This is a genomic window from Paraburkholderia sp. DHOC27 (genome assembly GCF_003429005.1).
In the GTDB taxonomy this organism is placed as follows: Bacteria; Pseudomonadota; Gammaproteobacteria; order Burkholderiales; family Burkholderiaceae; genus Paraburkholderia.
Genome location: NZ_QVQV01000001.1, coordinates 321,800 through 340,758, shown reverse-complemented (window position 1 = coordinate 340,758; position 18,959 = coordinate 321,800). Strand labels below are relative to the sequence as shown.

Genomic DNA, 18,959 nt, shown 5'->3' with positions numbered 1-18,959 from the left:
CAGGCGTGTGCGTGCATGACAGGCGCGGAGGAAGCTCATGCTGACGGCAATCTCCGACCTGTTCGATTTTCACGGCGTGGCCGATTATCTGCCCGCGCTGCTGAAGGGCGCCGCCACCAGTCTCGCGCTGACGTTCTGCATCATTCTGATCAGCCTGCCGCTCGGTTTGCTGATTGCTCTGGCGCGGATCGGGCCGTCGCGTGTATTGCGCACGCTGGCGTCGATCTACATTGAAGTGATTCGCGGCACGCCGGCGCTGCTGCAACTGTTCTACATCTACTTCGTGCTGCCGGCCTTCGGGATTCGCTTCGATCCGTTTCTTTCGGGCGTGATCGGACTGTCGATCAACTATTCGGCGTACCTCGCCGAGGTGTATCGGGCAGGCATCGCCGCGGTTCCGCAAGGCCAGATCGAAGCGGCCAAGGCGCTTGGCATGTCGCGTCGCAAGATGCTGCGCCTGATCGTCTTGCCGCAAGCCATCCGCGTCGTGATTCCGCCGCTCGGCAATTACGGCATTTCGTTGTTCAAGGACACGTCGCTGGTGTCGATCGTCACGGTCAAAGAACTGATTTTTACGGGGCAAATCATCTCGTCGACCAACTTCCAGTACCTGACGGTCTTTACGATTATCGGCGTAATCTATCTGGCGTTTTCCTGGCCCAGCGCATTGCTGGTACGCTGGCTCGAACGCCGGATGCAGGTGGGCGGCAAAGTGGCGGTGAGCAACACACCGCAAGGTTCGGCGGCCACGCCATGATCCGGCTTGAACGCGTCAACAAGTACTTCGGCAGTCTGCATGCGCTGAAGGACGTTTCGCTGAACGTCGCGAAAGGCGAAGTGGTGAGCGTGGTGGGACCATCCGGATCCGGCAAGTCGACGATGCTTCGTTGTATGAATCATCTGGAGACGATGGATAGCGGTACGATGTATTTTGATGAAACTCCCGTTGTTTCGCCGCGCAAAAGTGGGGCGCGCCGCGCGGACGACGAGAAAGCCATTGAAATGCTGCGCACGAAAGTCGGCATGGTGTTCCAGTCGTTCAACCTGTTTGCGCATTTGAGCGTGCTCGACAACATCACGGTCGCGCCGGTTCACGTGCGAGGTGTCTCCATCTCCGAGGCCACGCACGACGCCCACGCGTTGCTCGACAAGGTGGGGCTACAGGCCAAAGCGCACGCTTATCCGCATCAACTGAGCGGCGGCCAGCAACAACGCGTGGCCATTGCCAGGGCGCTCGCCATGCGGCCGCAGGTGATGTTGTTCGACGAGGTGACCTCGGCGCTCGACCCGGAACTGGTGGGCGAAGTGCTGCGTGTCATGCGCACGCTCGCGAACGAAGGTATGACGATGGTCGTGGTCACGCATGAGATGGGTTTCGCGCGTGAAGTGTCGGACCGGATCGTCTTGATGGCCGACGGTCGCATCGTCGAGGAGGGCAGTCCGGCGGCGTTTTTCGAGTCGCCCCAGCAGCCACGTACGCAGGATTTCCTGCGCTCGTTGAGGGAGCGGAACAGGCAACTGGGTGGGGCAGTGAGTCCGTAGCGCATTTCAAAGACCGACAACTCGGGAGCGTCTCATGAGAATAACAACGCTGTTGCTGGCTTCCATCGTGACCGGTCTGTTCTGCTTGTCCACGGCCAGCGCCGCGGATAACGCCGTGATCAGCGACGTGGGTTTCAACGGCGGCGACGGTTCATACAAACGTGCGGTGGACAGCGGCGTCACGTTCGTGATCTCCGCTGATCCGCCCAACACGTTTCGCGACAACAAGACCAATTCGTTCGACGGCGCGGACGTGCGCATCTTTCGCGAGATCGCAAAACGGCTGGGCCTGACCAAGGTGACGTGGGACATCGTGCCGTTCGACGCGATGATTCCCACGCTGCTGGCGGGCCGCGCCGATGTGATCGCGGACAACCTGCATGAAACGGCTGCGCGTCTGCGGGTGGTGGCATTTACGAGCCCGGCGTACTGGTATGGCTCGGGCATTGCCGTGCAGCGCGGCAATCCGGCGAAGATTCACGACTGGGCCGATTTCGCGGGCCGCGCGGTGGGCACGCTGCGCGGCAGCATCAACCATCAGTTGCTCGACCAGCGGCATGACCTGAAGGAACTCAAGCTCTACACGAGCAGCGAGAACGAATTTGCCGATCTGATTGCGGGGCGCATTGATGTGGCAATGGAGGACGACATCAAGATCGGGCAGTTTCTGAGGCAGCATCCCAACGCGCCGCTCGAGATGGTCAACGACTACAAGCCGTTGCCGCAGGAATACGGCTACGCCCGGTACGCGTTGCGCAAGGGCGACGTGGACCTGAACAACGCCATTTCCCGCGCGCTCGACGAGATTCGCGCGGACGGCACGATGGCCGTCATCATCGCGCAGTTCGGTTATTCGGACCGCAATCTCTGGTACTTCCCGGTCAAGCATTGAGACGTGCCTCGACGCACTCGTTGAGGTAATGCAAAGAGGGCCGTGGAGCGAGGGCGGTACAATCACGCCTTTCGCGAATCCGGCGGCGCACAGATCGGCTGGTGTTCATCCGAATCTGCTGTAGAGCCACTACGCCGCAGCGTCATTTCCCCTCAATCGAAATTTCAACGACCCGTGACTTCTTCCAGCACTACTTCTGTCTCGTCCTCGCGTAAATCTCTCACCATCATCCAGACACTGCTGATCGTCGGCGCCGGCGGCCTGATCAGTTCGCTGTTGCTCCACTGGCTGATGTGAGGCAACGGCGGTAGCCGCTGCGTCTATCAGGCGGCTACGGCTTCGACTGCGGCTGAGGCCGTCAGCAGCACCGGAATCGACTTGGAAGTCGGCGTGCCCGCGCCATCCGCCACGGAAGAAAGCGGCACCAGCGGATTGGTCTCCGGGTAGTACGCGCCGAGGCAGCCACGCGGAATGTCGTATTCGACCAGCAGAAAGCTGTCCGCGCGCCGCTGGATGCCGTCGTCCCACACACTCGTGATATCCACGCGCTGGCCGGCCTCAAAGCCAAGCATGGCGATATCGTCCTTGTGGGCGAACAGCACGCGCCGCTGGCCATAGACACCACGGTAGCGATCGTCGAGACCGTAGATCGTGGTGTTGTACTGGTCGTGGGAGCGCGTGGTCATCAGCGTCATCAGGCGCTCGCCATGCAGCTGACGGGCGCGGTGAATCGGCGTGTCCACCGCAATGGGGTTCACCAGGAACTGCGCCTTGCCGCTCGGCGTCTTCCAGATGCGGTCGCGCGAGGCCACACCCAGATGAAAACCGCCTGGGTGCTTGAGCCGCTCGTTGTAGTTCTCGAAGCCGTCCAGCACCTTTTCGATGCCATCGCGGATCAGCGCGTAATCGTTCATATGCGCGCGCCAGTCCACCTTGGCGCTTCCGAGCGTGGCTTCCGCCATACGCGCGACGATGGCGATTTCCGACAGCAGATTCTCCGATGCAGGGCGGTTCATGCCGTACGAGATGTGCACCATGCTCATCGAATCTTCCACGGTCACGCCTTGCGCCACGCCGTTCTGCAGGTCGATCTCGGTGCGCCCGAGCGTGGGCAGAATCAGCGCGTCGCGGCCATGCACGAGATGGCTGCGATTCAGTTTGGTGGTGATGTGCACCGTGAGGTCGCAGGCGCGCATGGCTTCCCACGTGCGCGGCGTGTCCGGCGTGGCGATGGAGAAGTTGCCGCCCAGGCCGATGAACACCTTGACCTTGCCGTCGAGCATGGCCTGAATCGTGTTCACGACGTCGAGGCCGTGTTCGCGCGGCGGCGCGAAATCGTAGGCCGCGCCGAGGCGGTCAAGAAACGCCGCGGTGGGCCGCTCCTCGATGCCGACCGTGCGGTCGCCCTGCACGTTCGAATGGCCGCGCACCGGGCACAGACCCGCGCCGCGCCGGCCGATATTGCCGCGCATCATCATCAGGTTCGAGAGCAACTGCACGGTCGGCACGGAGTTCTTGTGCTGGGTGAGGCCCATCCCCCACGTGCAGATCACGGCGCGTCCCTTGACGTAGATGTCGGCGAGTTTGAAGACCTCGTCGATCGACACGCCGGATTCGGCGACGACCGTTTCCCAGTTTTCGGCGCGCAGGTCGTCGGCGAAGGTATCAAAACCTACGGTGTGTTCCGCGATGAAGTCGAGGTCGAGCACGCGTTCGTCGCCATTCGCGAGCGCGGCGTCATCCAGCTCGATCACGCGCTTGGCGACGCCTTTGATGAGCGCGAAGTCGCCGCCCACCTTCGGGCGGATAAACACCGAACTGATTTTCGTGCTGCCCATGGTCAGCATTTCAACCGGGTGCTGCGGGCTCGCGAAGCGTTCCAGCCCGCGTTCCTTGAGCGGATTGATCGACACGATGGTCGCGCCGCGCTTCGCACACTCGCGCAGTTCGCCGAGCATGCGTGGGTGATTGGTGGCCGGATTCTGGCCGAACAGCAGCAGGGTGTCGGCGTGTTCGAAATCGTCCAGCGTGACCGTGCCCTTGCCGACGCCTACTGTGCCGGGCAGGCCACGGCTGGTTGCCTCGTGGCACATGTTCGAGCAGTCGGGAAAGTTGTTGGTGCCGTACATGCGCACGAACAGTTGATACAGAAACGCGGCCTCGTTGCTGGCGCGCCCCGAGGTGTAGAAAGCGGCGCGGTCGGGGTCGTCGAGTGCGTGCAGGTGGCGTGCGATCAGTTGGAAGGCGGTGTCCCAGTCGATCGGCACGTAGCGGTCCTGGGCGGCGTCGTACACCAGCGGGTCGGTCAGGCGGCCGTGCTGTTCGAGTTCGAAGTCGGATTGCGTCATCAACTCGGCAATGGTGTGCTGCGCGAAGAACGCCGGCGTGACGCGCTTGCTGGTGGCTTCAGCGGCCACCGCCTTCACGCCGTTCTCGCAGAACTCGAAGGTGGACGCGTGTTCCCGGTCCGGCCACGCGCAGCCGGGACAATCGAAGCCGTTGGGCTGGTTCTGCGCGAGCAGGGTCCGGTAGTTGCCGCCCGCTACTTTTTCCTTCAGCAGATTGAGCGCGACGTACTTGAGAGCGCCCCAGCCAGCAGCGGGATGCGTGTACGGTTCGATGCGGGCTTCGGGCTTCTTCATGTTCGTATGGGGCGAAAACGGCCGGATTGACTAATGGGATAAGCCTACTGTGTTCCAAAAGTTGTGCGGAACACAGAAAACCTGAAACCGGAGGGATACAGTTGGCCGCGAATGGCTTAGACTGCGTGCATCGCAGCCGCCACCGCCCGGGGTCCCAGTGAAGCTCTACGAGAAACTTGCTGATGAAATAGGCGAAGCCGTGCGCCGCGGCGTGTTCGCCGCCGGCGAGCGGATTCCGTCGGTGCGCCAGGCGAGCCAGCAGCACGGCGTCAGCATCAAGACGGTGCTGCATGCGTACGCGTTGCTGGAAGGGCGCGGCCTGATCGAGACACGGCCGCAATCGGGCTACTTCGTGCGCGAGCGCGCCGTTCCCAAGGCCGTCCACGGTGGCCGTACCGCGAAACCGGCGACGCCCGCTGCGGAAGTGGACGTGAGCCGGCTCGTGCTGTCCACCTTGCGCAGCATTCGCGCTCACGACGCGGTCCCGTTCGGCTCGCCTTATCCCGATCCCACGCTGTTTCCGTGGCGGCGCATCAACCAGTACGCCAACGCGATTGCGCGGCGTCATTCGAGCTGGAACCTGATCGACGACCTGCCGCCGGGCAATCCGGAGCTGATCCGGCAGATTGCGCGGCGTTACGCGGAAAACGGCGTGCCGGTGGATCCGTCGGAGATCATCGTCACGCTTGGTGCCACCGAGGCGATCAACCTGAGTCTGCAGGCCGTCGCGAAGCCGGGCGACACAGTGGTGGTCGAATCCCCGACCTACTACGCGATGCTGCACGCCATCGAGCGTCTCGGCATGCGTGCGATTGCGGTGGCCACGCATCCCGCCGAAGGCATCGACCTCGACGTGCTCGCTCAGATCATCGGCAAGCAGAAGATCGCGGCCTGCATGGTCATGCCGAACTTCCAGAATCCGCTCGGCTTTCAGATGCCCGACGAGCGCAAGCGGCGTCTGGTTGAACTGCTCAGCGAGCACGACATTCCGGTGATCGAAAACGACGTCTACCAGGAACTGTATTTCGGCGAGACGCGGCCCACGACGCTCAAGAACTTCGACATGAAAGGGCTGGTTCTGCACTGCGGCTCGTTTTCGAAGAGCCTGACCGCGTCGTACCGGATTGGTTGGGCCATGCCCGGCCGCTACCGCGCGCAAGTGGAAAAGCTCAAGTTTCTCAACACGCTGACCACCCCTTCCGTGCCGCAGGTCGCGGTGGCCGATTATTTGCGGCAGGACGGCTACGATCGGCATTTGCGTCACGTGCGCCGTTTTTATCGCCAACAGGCCCGCTTGATGAGCGCGATGGTGCAGCGGTTTTTCCCGCCGGATACACGCATTTCCACACCACAGGGCGGCTACGTGCTGTGGGTGGAGCTATCTCCGCGTGTCGATTCCATGCGACTGTATCGGGCCGCGCTCGCGCAGGGCATTACGGTGGGCCCCGGCTACATGTTTTCCATGCGCAACGATTTCCGGCATTTCATCCGGCTCAACTACAGCTACCCGTGGACGGCGCAGTCCGAAGCCGCGCTCAAAACCTTGGGTGGCCTCGTGGCCACGATGGCCTGAGGAGACATGCATGAACGATGAAATCGATCCGCAGATGGTGGCCGTGCTGATGCAACTGTGGCGAGCGCACGAGGAGACGCCGGGGCGCGCCTGGTCGCTCGCGAAACTGTCCAAACAATCCGGCCTGCCCATGAGCGCATTGCGCCGGCAACTGACGGTGCTGGTGGAGAGCGGTATCGTCGAAACGCATTTCAGCGAGGACGGCACGGGGACGGCGCATCTCAACGATGCGGGCCTTGGCCTGTGTGCCGAACTGTTCAGCGATCCCGGGCAATCAACGGAATGACATGACACGGCGCGGCGTGGCGTGGCATGTGTTGCCCCGACGCCTGTCTCGAATATAGTTGCATTGCTAACTATCGTGACGTATGATTCGCTCATGTTCGATCAATGCCTCTACTTCAACACCTCCGCGCTGGCTCGCCGTCTTGAACGCGAGTGGGCGGACGCGTTTGAACCTTTCGACGTCACGCCGCCGCAGGGTTTCATGCTGCGGGCTGTCATCGAGCGTCCCGGTATGTTGCAGCGCGAACTCTCGGACGAGCTGCTGATTGCCCGGCCCACCGCCACGCGGGCACTGGATGGGCTGGAAACGAAGGGCTACATCGAGCGCCGTCGCACGGAAGACGATGGTCGCGAAGTGTCCATTTTCCCCACGGCCAAGGCGCTGGGCATCAAGGCCGAGCTGAATGGCGCGAGCACTGCCGTAACGGCGAGATTGAAACGCGTGTTGGGCGGCGCCGATTTCGTGGAGGCAGTCTCGAAGATTCGCGGCGTCCGTTCGGCGCTCAGGTAAGCATTTTTTTTGGCCGTATAGTTGCATGGCTAATCATGCACGGGTCGTGTATCTCTCCCAGGTTTTTTAGCGGTGGCAGTTTAAGCAGACCAATTGGCGTGATTCACCCGGCCGGGTTCTGCATACCGTCACCATTGCGACACATCATCATGAAACGTATTGCTGCATTCGCTCTTGCCACCTGGTCGGCCGCGGCCATTCTGTATTTTGGCCAACACTCGGTCGCGATGATCGCGCTGAGTGGCGTCGTCGTGCTCGGCGGCCTCGATCTGTTGCGCCCATAACAGAGCGGGAAAGCTGAGCGGGGAAACTGAGCGGTAAAAACCGCTCCAATCCTCTCAAAACGCTCGGCCCATGCGGTCTCGCGCACACTATGTGAAGCCTCGCTCGAAGGCGTTTCCGCCGCCAGGATAACCCTCAGACGGTTTCGCTCGATTATGGCGTGAAAAAACTATCCAGTTGCGAATAGACTCGCCGTAGTCGAATCAAAAGCATGACGATGGATAGGTGTCTGAACGATGCGTTTGACCGCCTTGGGGAGGGCAGGCGCGCGAGGGGATTCGCAGGCCGGGATAAAACCACGCAAGAGCGTGGATACCTGCGACGCGCCCCGGCAATAACTACATGATCAGGTCCGGAAGAAGGTGAGTCGCTAATGACAACCGTGAGAGACCATACGTTGCCTCGTGAGTACCTGATGCGCGGCCCCACCGTCGTGCAAAGCAGGGCCGCACCCGTGCCGCTGTCGGTCCAGTCGCCCGTGCATTCCATTTTTCACGAACCGTGGTGGCTCGATATCGCCACCGGCGGCCACTGGAACCTCGCGAAGGTCGTGCGCGGCAAGGAAGTGCTGGGCGAAATGCCCTATTACACCGCACGCATGGGCATGTGGCGCGTGTCACATTTGCCGCCGCTGACACGCACGCTCGGGCCCGTCATCAAACCATTCGATGCAGACGGCAACGTCGCTCATGCTCAACATCATCGCTTGAGCATCGCCTCGCAACTCATCGAGCAGTTGCCGACTTTCGACAGCTTTTTCCAGTTGTTCGATCCGCGTGTCGAAGATGCGCTTGCGTTTGCACTGGAAGGTTTTACCGTGTCGGCGCGCTACACGTTCCAGATTGCGCCGGATTGCACGATCGAGCAGGCATGGGCCCGTTTGCATAGCAAGACCCGCAACGTGATTCGCAGCGCCGAGCGCAAGCTGACGGTTGCGCCCATTGCTACGCCCAGCGAATTTCTGCAGTTTTACGAAGCCAACCTGCACGAGCGATCACGCACGAACGCGTATGGAACGTCCGTGATGCGGCAGCTGGTGAATGCCTTTGTCGAGCGCAAGGCTGGCCATCTGCTGGGTGCCTACGGCGAGGGCGGCCGGCTGATCGCCGCGATCGGTCTGGTGTGGGACGAGCACGCCATGTATTACCTGCTCTCCTCGCGTACGCTCGGGGCGCATGCGGGCTCCATCAGCCTGCTGATCTGGACCGCGTTGCAGCACGCCATCGAACAAAAACTGACTTTCGATTTCGACGGCTTCTCGAGCCCGGCTACCTTCAACTTCCTGGATGGGTTTGGCGGGACCTTGAAGCAGCGCCTTGGGGTCGAGCGTCAGAGCACGCTGTACTCGGTGGCACGCACGCTCAAACGGCGCATGGTGCCGGGGGCGGCGTCGGGGTTTGCGCCCAATCTGTGATGTGACGCTGGCGCGTTGAGATCGGCAAGGAGGGGCGGGCACGCAGAAGCGGCCCCTCCTTTGCGTATACCGCGTCAACAACAGCGCTCATGCACAAACAACCTCGCGTGCTCAGGCCGCTTCCTGAATGCGGCTCGCCGGGTTGATCATCGACTCCGCCAGTTCGATCGTATTGGACGCAAACAGCAACGGCGTCCAGCGCTTCGCCGTGGAGAGCGCGTTGGCGGAGAAGCGCTCGCGCATCGCGGCGTTCGTACCCAGCAGCGTCATTCTTTCGGTGAGCGTGGCCTCGTCGTCAGGCTCGACGACGAAACCATTCACGCCATCCAGCACCATTTCGTTGGCCACGCCACAGGTCCGCGTGACGATGGCGGGTTTCGCCGCGGCAAACGCCTCGTTGATGCACAGCCCCCATTGATCGAACTTGCTGGCGAGCACGACGAAATCGGCGAGTGCGTAGAGGCCGGCCATGTGCTGGTTCGGCACTGAACTGAGAATAAGCACGTGCTTCGCCATGCCAAGCTGGTCGATCTGTTGAAGCAGCGCGTCCTTGCACGGGCCTTGCCCCACCAGCACGAGCGAGACGCCGCTTGCATGCAATCCCGAGCGGTTGAAGGCGGCAATCAGCAAATCAATATTCTTGCGTTCGACGAAGCGGCTCACGCACAGCACATAGCGTGGCGGCAGCGCGAAACGCGCGCGCACTTCGTCGGCGGAGGCAATCGCCTCGCGCGCGAGGCGGGAAAAATAGTCGACGTCGATCACATCGAAGCCGATCCGCGAACGTTCCTTCGGAATACCCAGCGATTCCGCGTAAGCGCGATGCTTTTCGCCGGCCACCAGTGCGGCATCGAAACGGCGCACCAGCATGCGCTTGATGCGCTCCTTGAAGGCATAGCGCATGCCGTCGTCGGCTTTGGAATCCGACATATAGATGAGCGCGAAGCGGCGCGTCAGCGCCTTCAACACGCACAGCACGACCGAATAGTTGGTGTTGTAGCCGAGCGTCACCACCACATCCGGCGGAAATGCGCGGCACACCTTCAGCAGTCCAGCCGCCACACGCGCAGTATGGCCGTCATCCTCGCCGGCCTCCTCGATGAGCGTGACGCAGTTCGCGGGTTGTGAAGCGAAAAAAGCAGTGCGGCGATCCTGCGGAAAACCATACACACCGGATTTGCCGAAGACCTCGACGAGAAATACCTCGTGGCCGCGACTATGGGCGAGGCGCAGCAACGCCTGATAGCGCGGTACGTGATAATCCCCGAGGTTGCCGACCACGAACAGAACTCGCATGAGCGGACTGAGTATTAGAGTTGGACTGACAGCCATCGTAACCCGTGAGCGGCGCTGACCCGTGGGCTGTCTGTGAATGACGAGGCTTTGGCGGGTAAGCCCGTAAGCCTCGGAAAGGTTGATGTGGCGGGAGTTTGCGTGGGCTTGCGTGAATTTTGCTTGCGGACAGTCTGGCCTTATCCGTTGCGTGCGCGAATCGTACGTGTGTATGAGGTAATCATGGTGGCCAGTTCCTGGGCGGCTGGCGTGACGGGAATCGCAGCGCGCTGCAACAGGCAGACGTCCTGCTCGACAGCGCGCTCGCGAACCGCGATGGATGTCAGCGTCGGCGCGAAGAGGCGATGCGTCGTCACGATGGACGGTTCGAGCGACAGGCAATCCGTTTCGCTTACCAGGTGCAGGCTTTCGAACAGGCCCTCCACGGTGGCGACGATGTTGGGCGGTGGCAACCCGTGTCTGGCAAACAGGTTGCTCAGGCGATTGACCTGCGGATCATCGGTGAGATTCGGTGAGCGCGTACCGATCCACGCGCAGTCGCCCAGTTCGGCAAGCGAGGTGGCGCCCGCCTTCGGATGACCGCGCCGGCATACCACCACCGGATTCGATGGATAGAGCCGCGTCACCGAAAGATCCGTCGTGTCCGTGTACTGCGAGACGAGCGCTGCGGCGAAATCGAGTGTGCCCTCGCGAATCCAGGCAATCATCATCCGCGAGGTGCCGGTGCGCAGATGCACCGAGACACGCGGGAAGCGGCTGCGAAATTCCATCAGCACGGGTGCCAGCGAGTCGATCAGCGGCTCGGTGGTCATGCCCAACGTGACTTCGCCCACATAGTCGCCGCGTAACTGCTGCACTTCCTGTTCCGCTCGCTCGCATTCGCCGAGAATCGCCGCCGCTCGTTGTAGCAGCCGTTGCCCGAGGGCGGTCAGCGCAATGCCGCGATTGGTGCGCGTGAACAGCGTGGCGCCGAGGATCGACTCCAGATTCTGCAATTGCTGCGTGATGCCGCTCTGGGCCGTGCCGAGCGCGCGTGACGCCGCGCGAATGCTGCCATGCTCGGCGACGGCGGTGAACACACGCAACTGCGAAATGGTCAGGGCCATGACGGATGAGAACCTGCGGGTCTCAGTGATCGGTAAAGATGATCATGATAGCCCGTATGAGACTTCTTCAGCGCACTGGCGAGCGGTAGCATGCGGCGAAGCGTGCGGTTTTACCTTGATTCGTCACGCCCGCTCTTACGCCCATCCATTCCTCCGGTTCGCCATGAAATTTCCCTTGATGACCCTGATCGCCGCGCTGACCTTCAGCAGCGGCGCGTTTGCCGCTGACGGCACGACGTTGCGGCTCGGTATTGATCCGAGCTACCCGCCGATGGACGCCAAAGCGCCGGACGGCAGCGTGCAGGGCTTCGATGTCGATCTCGGCAATGAACTCTGCCGGCGCATGCACGCCCATTGCCAGTGGGTGGAGCTGGAGTTCTCCGGCATGATTCCGGCGCTGCAGGCGCGCAAGATCGACGCGATCATGTCGTCTATGGCGATCACGGACAAACGCGAGCAGCAGATTCTGTTCACCTCGAAGCTGTTCCAGTTCAAATCGCGCCTCGTCGCCAAGCCGGGCTCGGGACTGAGCGACACGGCCGCGTCGCTGGCGGGCAAACAGATTGGCGTGCAGTCGGGCACGCAGTTCGAGACCTACGCGCAGGCGAACTGGGCGCCGCATGGCGTCAACGTGGTGGCATACAAGAGCCAGGATGAGGTCTTCACGGACCTCGTCAACGGTCGCCTGGACGGTGCGCTGCTTGGCGCGGTGGAAGCCGATCAGGGCTTCTTGCGCACACCCGTCGGCAAGGGTTTTGCCTTCGTGGGCGCGCCGCTTTCCATGGGCGACCGTGGCGTGGGAATCGGCTTGCGCAAGAACGAGACGGCGTTGCAGGCGTCGCTGAACGATGCCATTGCGTCGATGCGCAAAGATGGGACGTATGCGCGGATTGCCCACAAATATTTCGACTTCGATCCGTACGGTAACTGATTGCGCGACTGAGTGGGCAACTGAGCATAGCCCTTGCGTTTAAACGCAGCGTTTAACGAACACCCTTTGATTTGATCATGAGAAAACAATCGATCCCGCTTCTCTCGCCGGTTATCGGCACGCATCGCGAACTGGTGAGCTTCCATTTTGGCCCCGCGGATAGCGCGCAGAAAATCTTCATTTCGTCGAGCCTGCATGCCGACGAAACGCCGGCCATGTTGACCAACGTGCTGTTGAAGCGTCGTCTGCTCGAACTCGAACAGCAAGGCGCGCTCGCGGCGGAGATCGTGCTGGTGCCGGTGGCGAACCCTGTGAGTCTCGGGCAATCGGTGCTCGGTCAATTCGTTGGCCGCTTTGACCTCGCGAGCGGCAAGAATTTCAACCGCCACTTTTTGCAGTTCGATGGTTTGATCGAGCGCGCCAAACAGTCTTTTGGTGCGGACCCGGTTGCCAATCGTCAGATGGTGCGGCAGTTCATGCGTGAAGAACTGGACCGGCAAAAGCCGCTCACCGAGTTCGAATCGCTGCAACTGGCGCTGTTGCAACTTTCATTCGACGCGGACGTGGTGATCGACCTGCATTGCTCGCTGGAAGCGGTGATGCATGTGTACACGAGCGAAGCCGCGTGGGCTGACTTCGAGCCGCTCGCGCGTTATCTGGGCGCGCGTGCGTCGCTGCTCGCAACGGATTCGGGCGCGGGCGCGTTCGACGAGACACACAGTCTGTTGTGGTGGAAACTGCAGCAGAGCTTGCCGGCCGCGCAGCCCGTCGAAACCGGCACCATTGCCGTGACCGTGGAGTGCCGTGGGCAGCGTGACGTTTCGTACGCGGTGGCGCAGCAGGACGCGGACGCGCTCGTCGACTATCTGACGTGGCGCAACGCCATTCGCGGCGAAGCGAAGCCCTTGCCGGACCTGCTGACACCGGCGACGCCGCTCGCCGGCAGCGAGCAGTTCTATGCACCCGTGAGCGGCATTCTCGTTCACCACGCAAGCATCGGCGACACGATTCGCGCGGGCGATCCGCTGTTCGATATCGTCGATCCGCTGACGGACGAAACCGTCACGATCAGCAGCAAGACCGACGGCATTTTCTATATGCGCCGTGCGATCCGTTTCGTGACGGCAGGGGCGCCGCTCGGGCGCGTCACTGGAACGAAGCCGGTGCGCACGGGCGTGTTGCTGGGCGCTTGATACTGCGAAACAGGGCGACGGGCGATCACGCCCGTCACTTTCTCCCCACCAGATAGCGCACGCCATTCGGGCCGTACCGTTCCGAATGCGCGAGATGGGCGGCCAGATAAAACACGTCGCCCACCTGGTAGAACCGCTCTTCATCGCCGACGCGAATGTGCATCTCGCCGTCGACGATGAGCGCCTTCGCTTCGAAGGGATGCTCATGCGTGTCGAGCGCACCGCTCGGCTCACGGTCCACGGTGACGACTTCGGCGAATCCTTCCTGTTCAAGCTGAGCGACAAACGCTTCCCGATCCATTCGTGTCTCCAGGGTCTAAACCGCCGCACACCGATCATACCCAGCCATTTGCCTTCGTGCTGGCGCGAACCGGTGCGCGGCTCGACCTTCGAGACTTCAGCTCACCGTCAAGGTCGGCTCCACGGCGGCCGGATCGCTAATGCTCGGCCGGCCGTTTTCGACGTGACCGGCCAGCCGTCGCGCGAAGCTCGGATCTTCCTGGCTGCTGACGGTCAGGTCGTACCAGTGATGGCTCGACGCCAGCACCCACGCCTCCTCGACCTCGGCTCCCGCCGGCACCGGCACCTGACGCGGCCGCGCACCGTACGCGTTGTCGTTCACCGTCAGACGTGCAAGGCCGTGGCCCTTGTTGGTGAACTTCAGATACACGTTGCCGTTGGCGACGTCGTAGTGCGTCGTGACCTCGGGCAGCGACGGCTTGCTGTTTTTCCCCTGGGTTTGCGTTTGCGCGGTATTGCCCGTGAACTTGCGCACGAAGCCGTTGGGACCGAACACCTCGAACGTGTAGACGCCGCTCGTTGTCGTGAGATCGAAGGTGTCGTCCAATGATTTGCCCGCTTCAACCGTATAGCGCCACGGACCATCCGTGCGGTTAGTGGCGTACACGTAAAAGTGCGCGCCCTGCGTGCCGGTGTTCGCGAGCGTGAGGGAAAACGAATTGCGCGTGACATCCACGTGACCGTTCACGTGCAGTTCATACGGCAGTGCGCGTGCGAAACGAATGCCCGGCTCCTGCGGAGCGAACGGCTCGGGCGTGGTCGGGACGACCGGCGCCGGGTTCACGGCACATTGGTTGTTGGCCATGTTGATGTAGTTGCTGGTATCCGGCAGCGGCGGCATCTTGACGTCCGGCGTGCGGAAATCGAACGCGCTGGTCAGGTCGCCGCACACCGCGCGGCGCCATGCCGTGATGTTCGGTTCGTTCACGCCGAAACGCTGCTCGATGAAACGGATCACCGAGGTGTGATCGAACACCTGCGAGCAGACGAAGCCGCCTTTGGTCCACGGCGAGACGACCGTCATCGGTACGCGCGGTCCGAGGCCAAACGGCAGGCCGTCAGCGGTGTACGTGCCGCCACGCAGCGGATTCACCACGTTGTGAATCTCGCCCTCGACGCTCACCGTGGATTTGCCCTGCGCCGGCGTCGTGGCCGGTTGCGGCGGCACAATGTGATCGAAGAAGCCGTCGTTCTCGTCGTACATGATGAACAGCACGGTCTTGCTCCACACCTCCGGGTTCGAGGTCAACGCGTCGAGAATCTGCGACGTGTATTCCGCGCCATATGCCGGTGTGTAGCTCGGGTGTTCCGAGTAAGCGGCCGGCGGCAGCAGCCACGAAACCTGCGGCAGATTACCGGCGAGCACGTCGTTCTTCAGATCGACGAGCGTGCGCGCCGTCTGCGCGCGCTCATAGAGTGCGGAACCGGGTTGCGCGTCGATGAAGTTGACGAAATTCTGCAGGATGTTGGTGCCGTAATTGCCGTTCAGCGGATCGTCGCCGTTCACGCCCTGCTGATACACCTGCCACGAGATGCCCGCGGCCTGCAGACGCTCGGGGTACGTCTGCCACGACAGCAGCGCGTACTTGGGCGGGCCGTCGCCGTCCACGTAATCGTTGTTGTCCAGCAGCGGGCCGCCCATCGTGCCGCTCGGGTCCACCATGCCGGTCATCAGATAGGCGCGGTTCGGGTGGGTCGGGCCGGCCAGCGAGCAGAAATAGTTGTCGCAGACGGTGAAGGCATCGGCCAGCGCGTAGTGAAACGGAATGTCGCTACGCAGGTAGTAGCCCATCGTCATATCAGTCTTGTTCTGCGGCCACTGGTTGTACGCGCCGTTGTTGATCGCGTAGTGCGTGGGGTACCACGAGTGATCGAGATCGCCGACACACTGCGCGCTGGTCGTCTGCGTGTTCAGGTGGAACGGCAGCACGGGTTGCGCAGCGTTTTCCTTCGACGGCTGATACCACACCGGTTGCTGGCCACCGGGCAACGGAATCGGGAAGCGGTCGTTGTAACCACGTACGCCGCGCAGATGGCCGAAGTAGTGGTCGAACGAGCGGTTCTCCTGCATGAATACGACGATGTGTTCGATATCCTGAATCGTGCCGGTGCGCGAATTGGCCGGCACGGCCAGCGCATTGCGGATCGATTCGGGAAACGCGGCCAGTGCGGCGGCTGCACCGGCGGATGAGGCAACGGTCTGCAGGAAACGGCGACGGCTGTTTGAGGTCATGGGTTATCACCTTCTGCGGGGAGGAAGATCGGCGCATCTCGCGCCACGGCTAACGCACTGCTCGTAGGGCTCGTAATGCTCGTACTGCTAATTGCGGCTGCTGTTCTGATCGCTGTCGCCCGGCGCGAAATGCATCACCGGCGGGACTTGCTGGCTGTCCGCCACGAGGCTCGCTTCCACGCTTTGCACGGCGGTGTCCGGGGCGGCGTCAGCGGTCGCGCCCGGTGTGGCCGACGCGCCAAATGCAAGCGCAGGAACCGTGGGTGGTGTGCTTGACGGAGCGGCGGATTGAGCGGCTAATTGCGGAGCGGCTGGCGCGCTGAGGGATGTTCCGGTCGGTCTGCCGGACTGCGCGGCCGCGCTGGTGGTGTTGTTCTGATCGGCGCTGGCCGATGTGGCCGATGGTCCATCGTCGGGACCACAGGCGCTTAGCGCCATGCTCGAAAGGGCAACGAACGCGGCGGTGAGCGCATTGAAGTGTCGTCTCATGTCTGCATCCTTTTTCGGGTAGCGGGTGCAGTCTCGGGTCACTTCAAGAAAATATGATGAAAGAGTTTGAAACGTTTGCGGTGGCAAAAAATGCCATGCGCAATCGTTTGCCATTCGAAAGAAAATGGAAATAAAAGCGCAGCAAAAATGTCGCTTTCAGCGCAGCCTCGCGAGCAAAAACGCTAAGATCAAGGCCGTCGGAATAGCGGGTAAATCAAAGACACGTCAATGACACGCATCGAACACCCTTTCGATCCCGCCCGTCTCGAAGACGAGTGGCTCGAAGCCGATGGCTTCGGCGGCTTCGCCTCGGGCACGGCCGGCACTTCACGGACGCGCCGCTATCACGCGCTGCTGCTGTCGGCGACGCGCCCGCCAGGTGGCCGCGTGGTGCTGGTCAACGGCATCGAAGCCTGGGTGGAGGCGAACGGTCAACGCTATCCGTTGACGATGCAGCGCTATGTGCCCGATGTGGTGTACCCGGACATCAGCGCGAGCCTGCTCGAATTCGACACCACGCCCTGGCCCACCTGGCGTTTCCAGCTCGACGACAACACGGTGCTGACTGCCGAACTGTTCGTCGCCAAGGCCACCGGCGAGACCGTACTGCGCTGGCACGTGGCGCGGGGCAGCAGTGGCGATGTGGCGTCACGCGCCTATACGTTGAAAGTGCGTCCCTTGCTGTCGGGCCGCGATTATCATGCGCTGCATCACGAGAATCACGCGTTCAACTTTGACGCGACGTTCGATGCGGGTCACGCCAACGGCGACGAAAACGCGCAAGTGAGCTGGCAGCCGTATGGCGACGTGCCGCGCATTCACGCTGCCACGAACGGGCAGTACACGCATGCGCCCGACTGGTTTCGAAACTTCTGCTACGTGCGGGAACGCGAACGGGGGCTCGATTTCAGCGAGGACCTCGCGACGCCCGGCGTGTTCAGCTTCGATCTGGCAAAGCGCGAAGCGTTGATGATCCTGAGTGCGGGTCCGTCAACGCATACGACACCCGCCGTCGAGCGCGCCAGATTTCTTGCGGACACCGAATATACGCGCCGCACCACCTTTGCTTCCCGCCTGCATCGCTCCGCCGACGCTTACCTCGTCGCGCGTGATCAGGGCCGTACGCTGGTGGCCGGCTTTCCGTGGTTCACGGATTGGGGTCGCGATACGTTTATCGCCATGCGGGGTTTGCTGCTGGCCTCCGGACGGCACGAGGCCGCGGAAGCAATTCTGCTCGAATGGTCCACGACGATTTCCGAAGGCATGCTGCCCAACCGGTTCCCCGATTACGGCGACACGCCGGAGTACAACTCCGTCGATGCGTCGCTGTGGTTCGTCATTGCCGTGCACGACTATCTGGCCGCCGAGCACGCCAGCGATGCCACCCGTACGCGTTTGCAGCAGGCCGTCGAAGCCATTTTGAGCGGCTATTCGCAGGGTACGCGTTTCGGGATTCGCGCCGACGACGACGGTTTGCTGAGCGCCGGGGTGCCCGGCGTGCAACTCACGTGGATGGACGCGAAAGTCGGCGACTGGGTGGTCACGCCGCGCATTGGCAAGCCGGTGGAAATACAGGCGCTGTGGATCAACGCCTTGCGCATCGCCGCGGCGTGGAATCCGCAATGGCAAGAGGTGGGAGAGCGTGCGTCGAACGCGTTCGTTGCGCGTTTCGTCGATCCACAGAGCGGGGCGCTGTTCGACAACGTCGACGTGGATCATGTGCCCGGCACCGTGGATCGATCTATCCGTCCTAACCAGATTTTTGCGGTGGGCGGCTTGCCGTTTCCTCTGCTCAATGGTGCGGCTGCGCGCGCAGTGGTCGAACAGGTCGAAACGCATCTGCTCACGCCGCTTGGCTTGCGCACGCTCGCGCCTTCCGATCCCGCGTATCGCGGCCGCTATGGCGGCGGTCAAGTGGAGCGCGACGGCGCCTATCATCAGGGCACTGTGTGGCCGTGGCTGATCGGTCCGTTCGTTGAAGCGTGGTTGCGCGTGCATCAACCGGATGCCGGCGCGCGTGCCCAGGCTCGCACGCGCTTTCTTGCGCCGCTCGTGGAGCATCTGGATCACGCGGGTCTCGACCATGTTTCCGAAGTCGCGGACGGCGACGCGCCGCACACGCCGGGTGGCACGCCGTTTCAGGCGTGGTCGCTCGGTGAACTGCTGCGCGTGAAACGCATGCTGGCCAACGCGTGAGAGGCGGTCACGCGGCGAAGCTCATAGGTGAAGGTTAACAAACCAGGGCCAATACTTGCACGGCGAACGTTACCGCG

Annotated in this window: 18 protein-coding genes; 12 read left to right on the top strand and 6 right to left on the bottom strand. The window is 62.2% G+C overall.

The features are described from left to right. Window positions 1-37: 37 nt before the first annotated feature. The 4 genes from D0B32_RS01465 (at window position 38) to D0B32_RS32830 (ending at window position 2,731) form a co-directional block, all read left to right on the top strand. Window positions 38-757, top strand: a complete 720-nt coding sequence (locus tag D0B32_RS01465; protein ID WP_117331901.1) for an amino acid ABC transporter permease — start codon at window positions 38-40, stop codon at window positions 755-757. Continuing rightward, window positions 754-1,542 carry an amino acid ABC transporter ATP-binding protein gene (locus D0B32_RS01460; protein ID WP_117331900.1) on the top strand — a complete coding sequence of 263 codons (789 nt, stop codon included), beginning with the start codon at window positions 754-756 and terminating at the stop codon, window positions 1,540-1,542. Before D0B32_RS01465 ends, D0B32_RS01460 begins: the two co-directional genes overlap by 4 nt. A 34-nt stretch (window positions 1,543-1,576) precedes the next feature. Continuing rightward, window positions 1,577-2,434, top strand: coding sequence for an ABC transporter substrate-binding protein (locus D0B32_RS01455; RefSeq protein WP_117331899.1), 858 nt, complete (start codon window positions 1,577-1,579; stop codon window positions 2,432-2,434). A gap of 174 nt (window positions 2,435-2,608) precedes the next feature. Beyond that, window positions 2,609-2,731 carry a hypothetical protein gene (locus D0B32_RS32830; RefSeq protein WP_259294852.1) on the top strand — a complete coding sequence of 41 codons (123 nt, stop codon included), beginning with the start codon at window positions 2,609-2,611 and terminating at the stop codon, window positions 2,729-2,731. A gap of 26 nt (window positions 2,732-2,757) precedes the next feature. On the opposite strand, the gene D0B32_RS01450 is transcribed toward D0B32_RS32830, so the two are convergent. Then, on the bottom strand, window positions 2,758-5,076 hold the full coding sequence (locus D0B32_RS01450; protein ID WP_117331898.1) for an FdhF/YdeP family oxidoreductase: 2,319 nt from the start codon (window positions 5,074-5,076) through the stop codon (window positions 2,758-2,760). A 157-nt stretch (window positions 5,077-5,233) separates the two neighbouring features. Here D0B32_RS01450 and D0B32_RS01445 point away from each other — a divergent pair, with 157 nt between their 5' ends. The 5 genes from D0B32_RS01445 (at window position 5,234) to D0B32_RS01430 (ending at window position 9,141) form a co-directional block, all read left to right on the top strand. Then, window positions 5,234-6,649 carry a PLP-dependent aminotransferase family protein gene (locus D0B32_RS01445; protein ID WP_117331897.1) on the top strand — a complete coding sequence of 472 codons (1,416 nt, stop codon included), beginning with the start codon at window positions 5,234-5,236 and terminating at the stop codon, window positions 6,647-6,649. A gap of 10 nt (window positions 6,650-6,659) precedes the next feature. Continuing rightward, window positions 6,660-6,935 (top strand): helix-turn-helix domain-containing protein, encoded by a 276-nt coding sequence (locus tag D0B32_RS01440; RefSeq protein ID WP_117331896.1) that lies wholly within the window; start codon window positions 6,660-6,662, stop codon window positions 6,933-6,935. 93 nt (window positions 6,936-7,028) lie between these two features. After that, the gene (locus D0B32_RS01435) at window positions 7,029-7,445 is read left to right on the top strand and encodes a MarR family winged helix-turn-helix transcriptional regulator (protein ID WP_117333411.1); all 417 of its coding nucleotides are present in this window, start codon (window positions 7,029-7,031) and stop codon (window positions 7,443-7,445) included. Between the two features lie 149 nt (window positions 7,446-7,594). Beyond that, on the top strand, window positions 7,595-7,729 hold the full coding sequence (locus D0B32_RS32825) for a hypothetical protein (RefSeq protein WP_259294851.1): 135 nt from the start codon (window positions 7,595-7,597) through the stop codon (window positions 7,727-7,729). A 371-nt stretch (window positions 7,730-8,100) separates the two neighbouring features. Then, window positions 8,101-9,141, top strand: coding sequence for a GNAT family N-acetyltransferase (locus tag D0B32_RS01430; RefSeq protein ID WP_259294850.1), 1,041 nt, complete (start codon window positions 8,101-8,103; stop codon window positions 9,139-9,141). Between the two features lie 111 nt (window positions 9,142-9,252). Here D0B32_RS01430 and D0B32_RS01425 read toward each other — a convergent pair whose 3' ends face one another. Together D0B32_RS01425 and D0B32_RS01420 are read right to left on the bottom strand one after the other, a co-directional pair. Next, window positions 9,253-10,437: a glycosyltransferase family 4 protein gene (locus tag D0B32_RS01425; protein WP_117331894.1), complete on the bottom strand. Its 1,185-nt coding sequence runs from the start codon at window positions 10,435-10,437 to the stop codon at window positions 9,253-9,255. A 176-nt stretch (window positions 10,438-10,613) separates the two neighbouring features. Then, entirely contained in the window at window positions 10,614-11,540 is a 927-nt protein-coding gene (locus D0B32_RS01420) for a LysR substrate-binding domain-containing protein (protein WP_117331893.1), read from the bottom strand. Window positions 11,541-11,703: 163 nt separating this feature from the next. On the opposite strand from D0B32_RS01420, the gene D0B32_RS01415 reads away from it, so the two are divergent. Both D0B32_RS01415 and D0B32_RS01410 read left to right on the top strand, forming a co-directional pair. After that, the gene (locus tag D0B32_RS01415; protein ID WP_117331892.1) at window positions 11,704-12,471 is read left to right on the top strand and encodes a transporter substrate-binding domain-containing protein; all 768 of its coding nucleotides are present in this window, start codon (window positions 11,704-11,706) and stop codon (window positions 12,469-12,471) included. 77 nt (window positions 12,472-12,548) lie between these two features. Next, window positions 12,549-13,664, top strand: a complete 1,116-nt coding sequence (locus tag D0B32_RS01410) for a succinylglutamate desuccinylase/aspartoacylase family protein (protein ID WP_117331891.1) — start codon at window positions 12,549-12,551, stop codon at window positions 13,662-13,664. 34 nt (window positions 13,665-13,698) lie between these two features. Here D0B32_RS01410 and D0B32_RS01405 read toward each other — a convergent pair whose 3' ends face one another. The 3 genes from D0B32_RS01405 to D0B32_RS01395 all read right to left on the bottom strand — a co-directional run bounded on the left by D0B32_RS01405 (window position 13,699) and on the right by D0B32_RS01395 (window position 16,686). Beyond that, a complete protein-coding gene (locus tag D0B32_RS01405; RefSeq protein WP_117331890.1) occupies window positions 13,699-13,965 on the bottom strand; it encodes a cupin domain-containing protein in 267 nt (88 codons plus the stop codon). Window positions 13,966-14,061: 96 nt separating this feature from the next. Then, window positions 14,062-16,197: a phosphocholine-specific phospholipase C gene (locus D0B32_RS01400; RefSeq protein ID WP_117331889.1), complete on the bottom strand. Its 2,136-nt coding sequence runs from the start codon at window positions 16,195-16,197 to the stop codon at window positions 14,062-14,064. Between the two features lie 87 nt (window positions 16,198-16,284). Further along, window positions 16,285-16,686 (bottom strand): hypothetical protein, encoded by a 402-nt coding sequence (locus D0B32_RS01395; RefSeq protein ID WP_117331888.1) that lies wholly within the window; start codon window positions 16,684-16,686, stop codon window positions 16,285-16,287. A 228-nt stretch (window positions 16,687-16,914) separates the two neighbouring features. Between D0B32_RS01395 and D0B32_RS01390 the strand changes: the two genes are divergently transcribed. After that, complete coding sequence (locus D0B32_RS01390; RefSeq protein ID WP_117331887.1) at window positions 16,915-18,882, top strand: amylo-alpha-1,6-glucosidase; 1,968 nt, start codon at window positions 16,915-16,917, stop codon at window positions 18,880-18,882. Window positions 18,883-18,959 lie beyond the last annotated feature (77 nt).

What these genes read in the sequence shown, in the direction of transcription:
- D0B32_RS01440 (WP_117331896.1), top strand. Translation starts at nt 6,660, where the DNA reads ATGAACGATGAAATCGATCCGCAGATGGTGGCCGTGCTGATGCAACTG.
- D0B32_RS01410 (WP_117331891.1), top strand. Translation starts at nt 12,549, where the DNA reads ATGAGAAAACAATCGATCCCGCTTCTCTCGCCGGTTATCGGCACGCAT.
- D0B32_RS32825 (WP_259294851.1), top strand. Translation starts at nt 7,595, where the DNA reads ATGAAACGTATTGCTGCATTCGCTCTTGCCACCTGGTCGGCCGCGGCC.
- D0B32_RS01400 (WP_117331889.1), bottom strand. Translation starts at nt 16,197, where the DNA reads ATGACCTCAAACAGCCGTCGCCGTTTCCTGCAGACCGTTGCCTCATCC.
- D0B32_RS01405 (WP_117331890.1), bottom strand. Translation starts at nt 13,965, where the DNA reads ATGGATCGGGAAGCGTTTGTCGCTCAGCTTGAACAGGAAGGATTCGCC.
- D0B32_RS01395 (WP_117331888.1), bottom strand. Translation starts at nt 16,686, where the DNA reads ATGAGACGACACTTCAATGCGCTCACCGCCGCGTTCGTTGCCCTTTCG.
- D0B32_RS01435 (WP_117333411.1), top strand. Translation starts at nt 7,029, where the DNA reads ATGTTCGATCAATGCCTCTACTTCAACACCTCCGCGCTGGCTCGCCGT.
- D0B32_RS01425 (WP_117331894.1), bottom strand. Translation starts at nt 10,437, where the DNA reads ATGCGAGTTCTGTTCGTGGTCGGCAACCTCGGGGATTATCACGTACCG.
- D0B32_RS01465 (WP_117331901.1), top strand. Translation starts at nt 38, where the DNA reads ATGCTGACGGCAATCTCCGACCTGTTCGATTTTCACGGCGTGGCCGAT.
- D0B32_RS01430 (WP_259294850.1), top strand. Translation starts at nt 8,101, where the DNA reads ATGACAACCGTGAGAGACCATACGTTGCCTCGTGAGTACCTGATGCGC.
- D0B32_RS01455 (WP_117331899.1), top strand. Translation starts at nt 1,577, where the DNA reads ATGAGAATAACAACGCTGTTGCTGGCTTCCATCGTGACCGGTCTGTTC.
- D0B32_RS01460 (WP_117331900.1), top strand. Translation starts at nt 754, where the DNA reads ATGATCCGGCTTGAACGCGTCAACAAGTACTTCGGCAGTCTGCATGCG.
- D0B32_RS01450 (WP_117331898.1), bottom strand. Translation starts at nt 5,076, where the DNA reads ATGAAGAAGCCCGAAGCCCGCATCGAACCGTACACGCATCCCGCTGCT.
- D0B32_RS01415 (WP_117331892.1), top strand. Translation starts at nt 11,704, where the DNA reads ATGAAATTTCCCTTGATGACCCTGATCGCCGCGCTGACCTTCAGCAGC.
- D0B32_RS01390 (WP_117331887.1), top strand. Translation starts at nt 16,915, where the DNA reads ATGACACGCATCGAACACCCTTTCGATCCCGCCCGTCTCGAAGACGAG.
- D0B32_RS01420 (WP_117331893.1), bottom strand. Translation starts at nt 11,540, where the DNA reads ATGGCCCTGACCATTTCGCAGTTGCGTGTGTTCACCGCCGTCGCCGAG.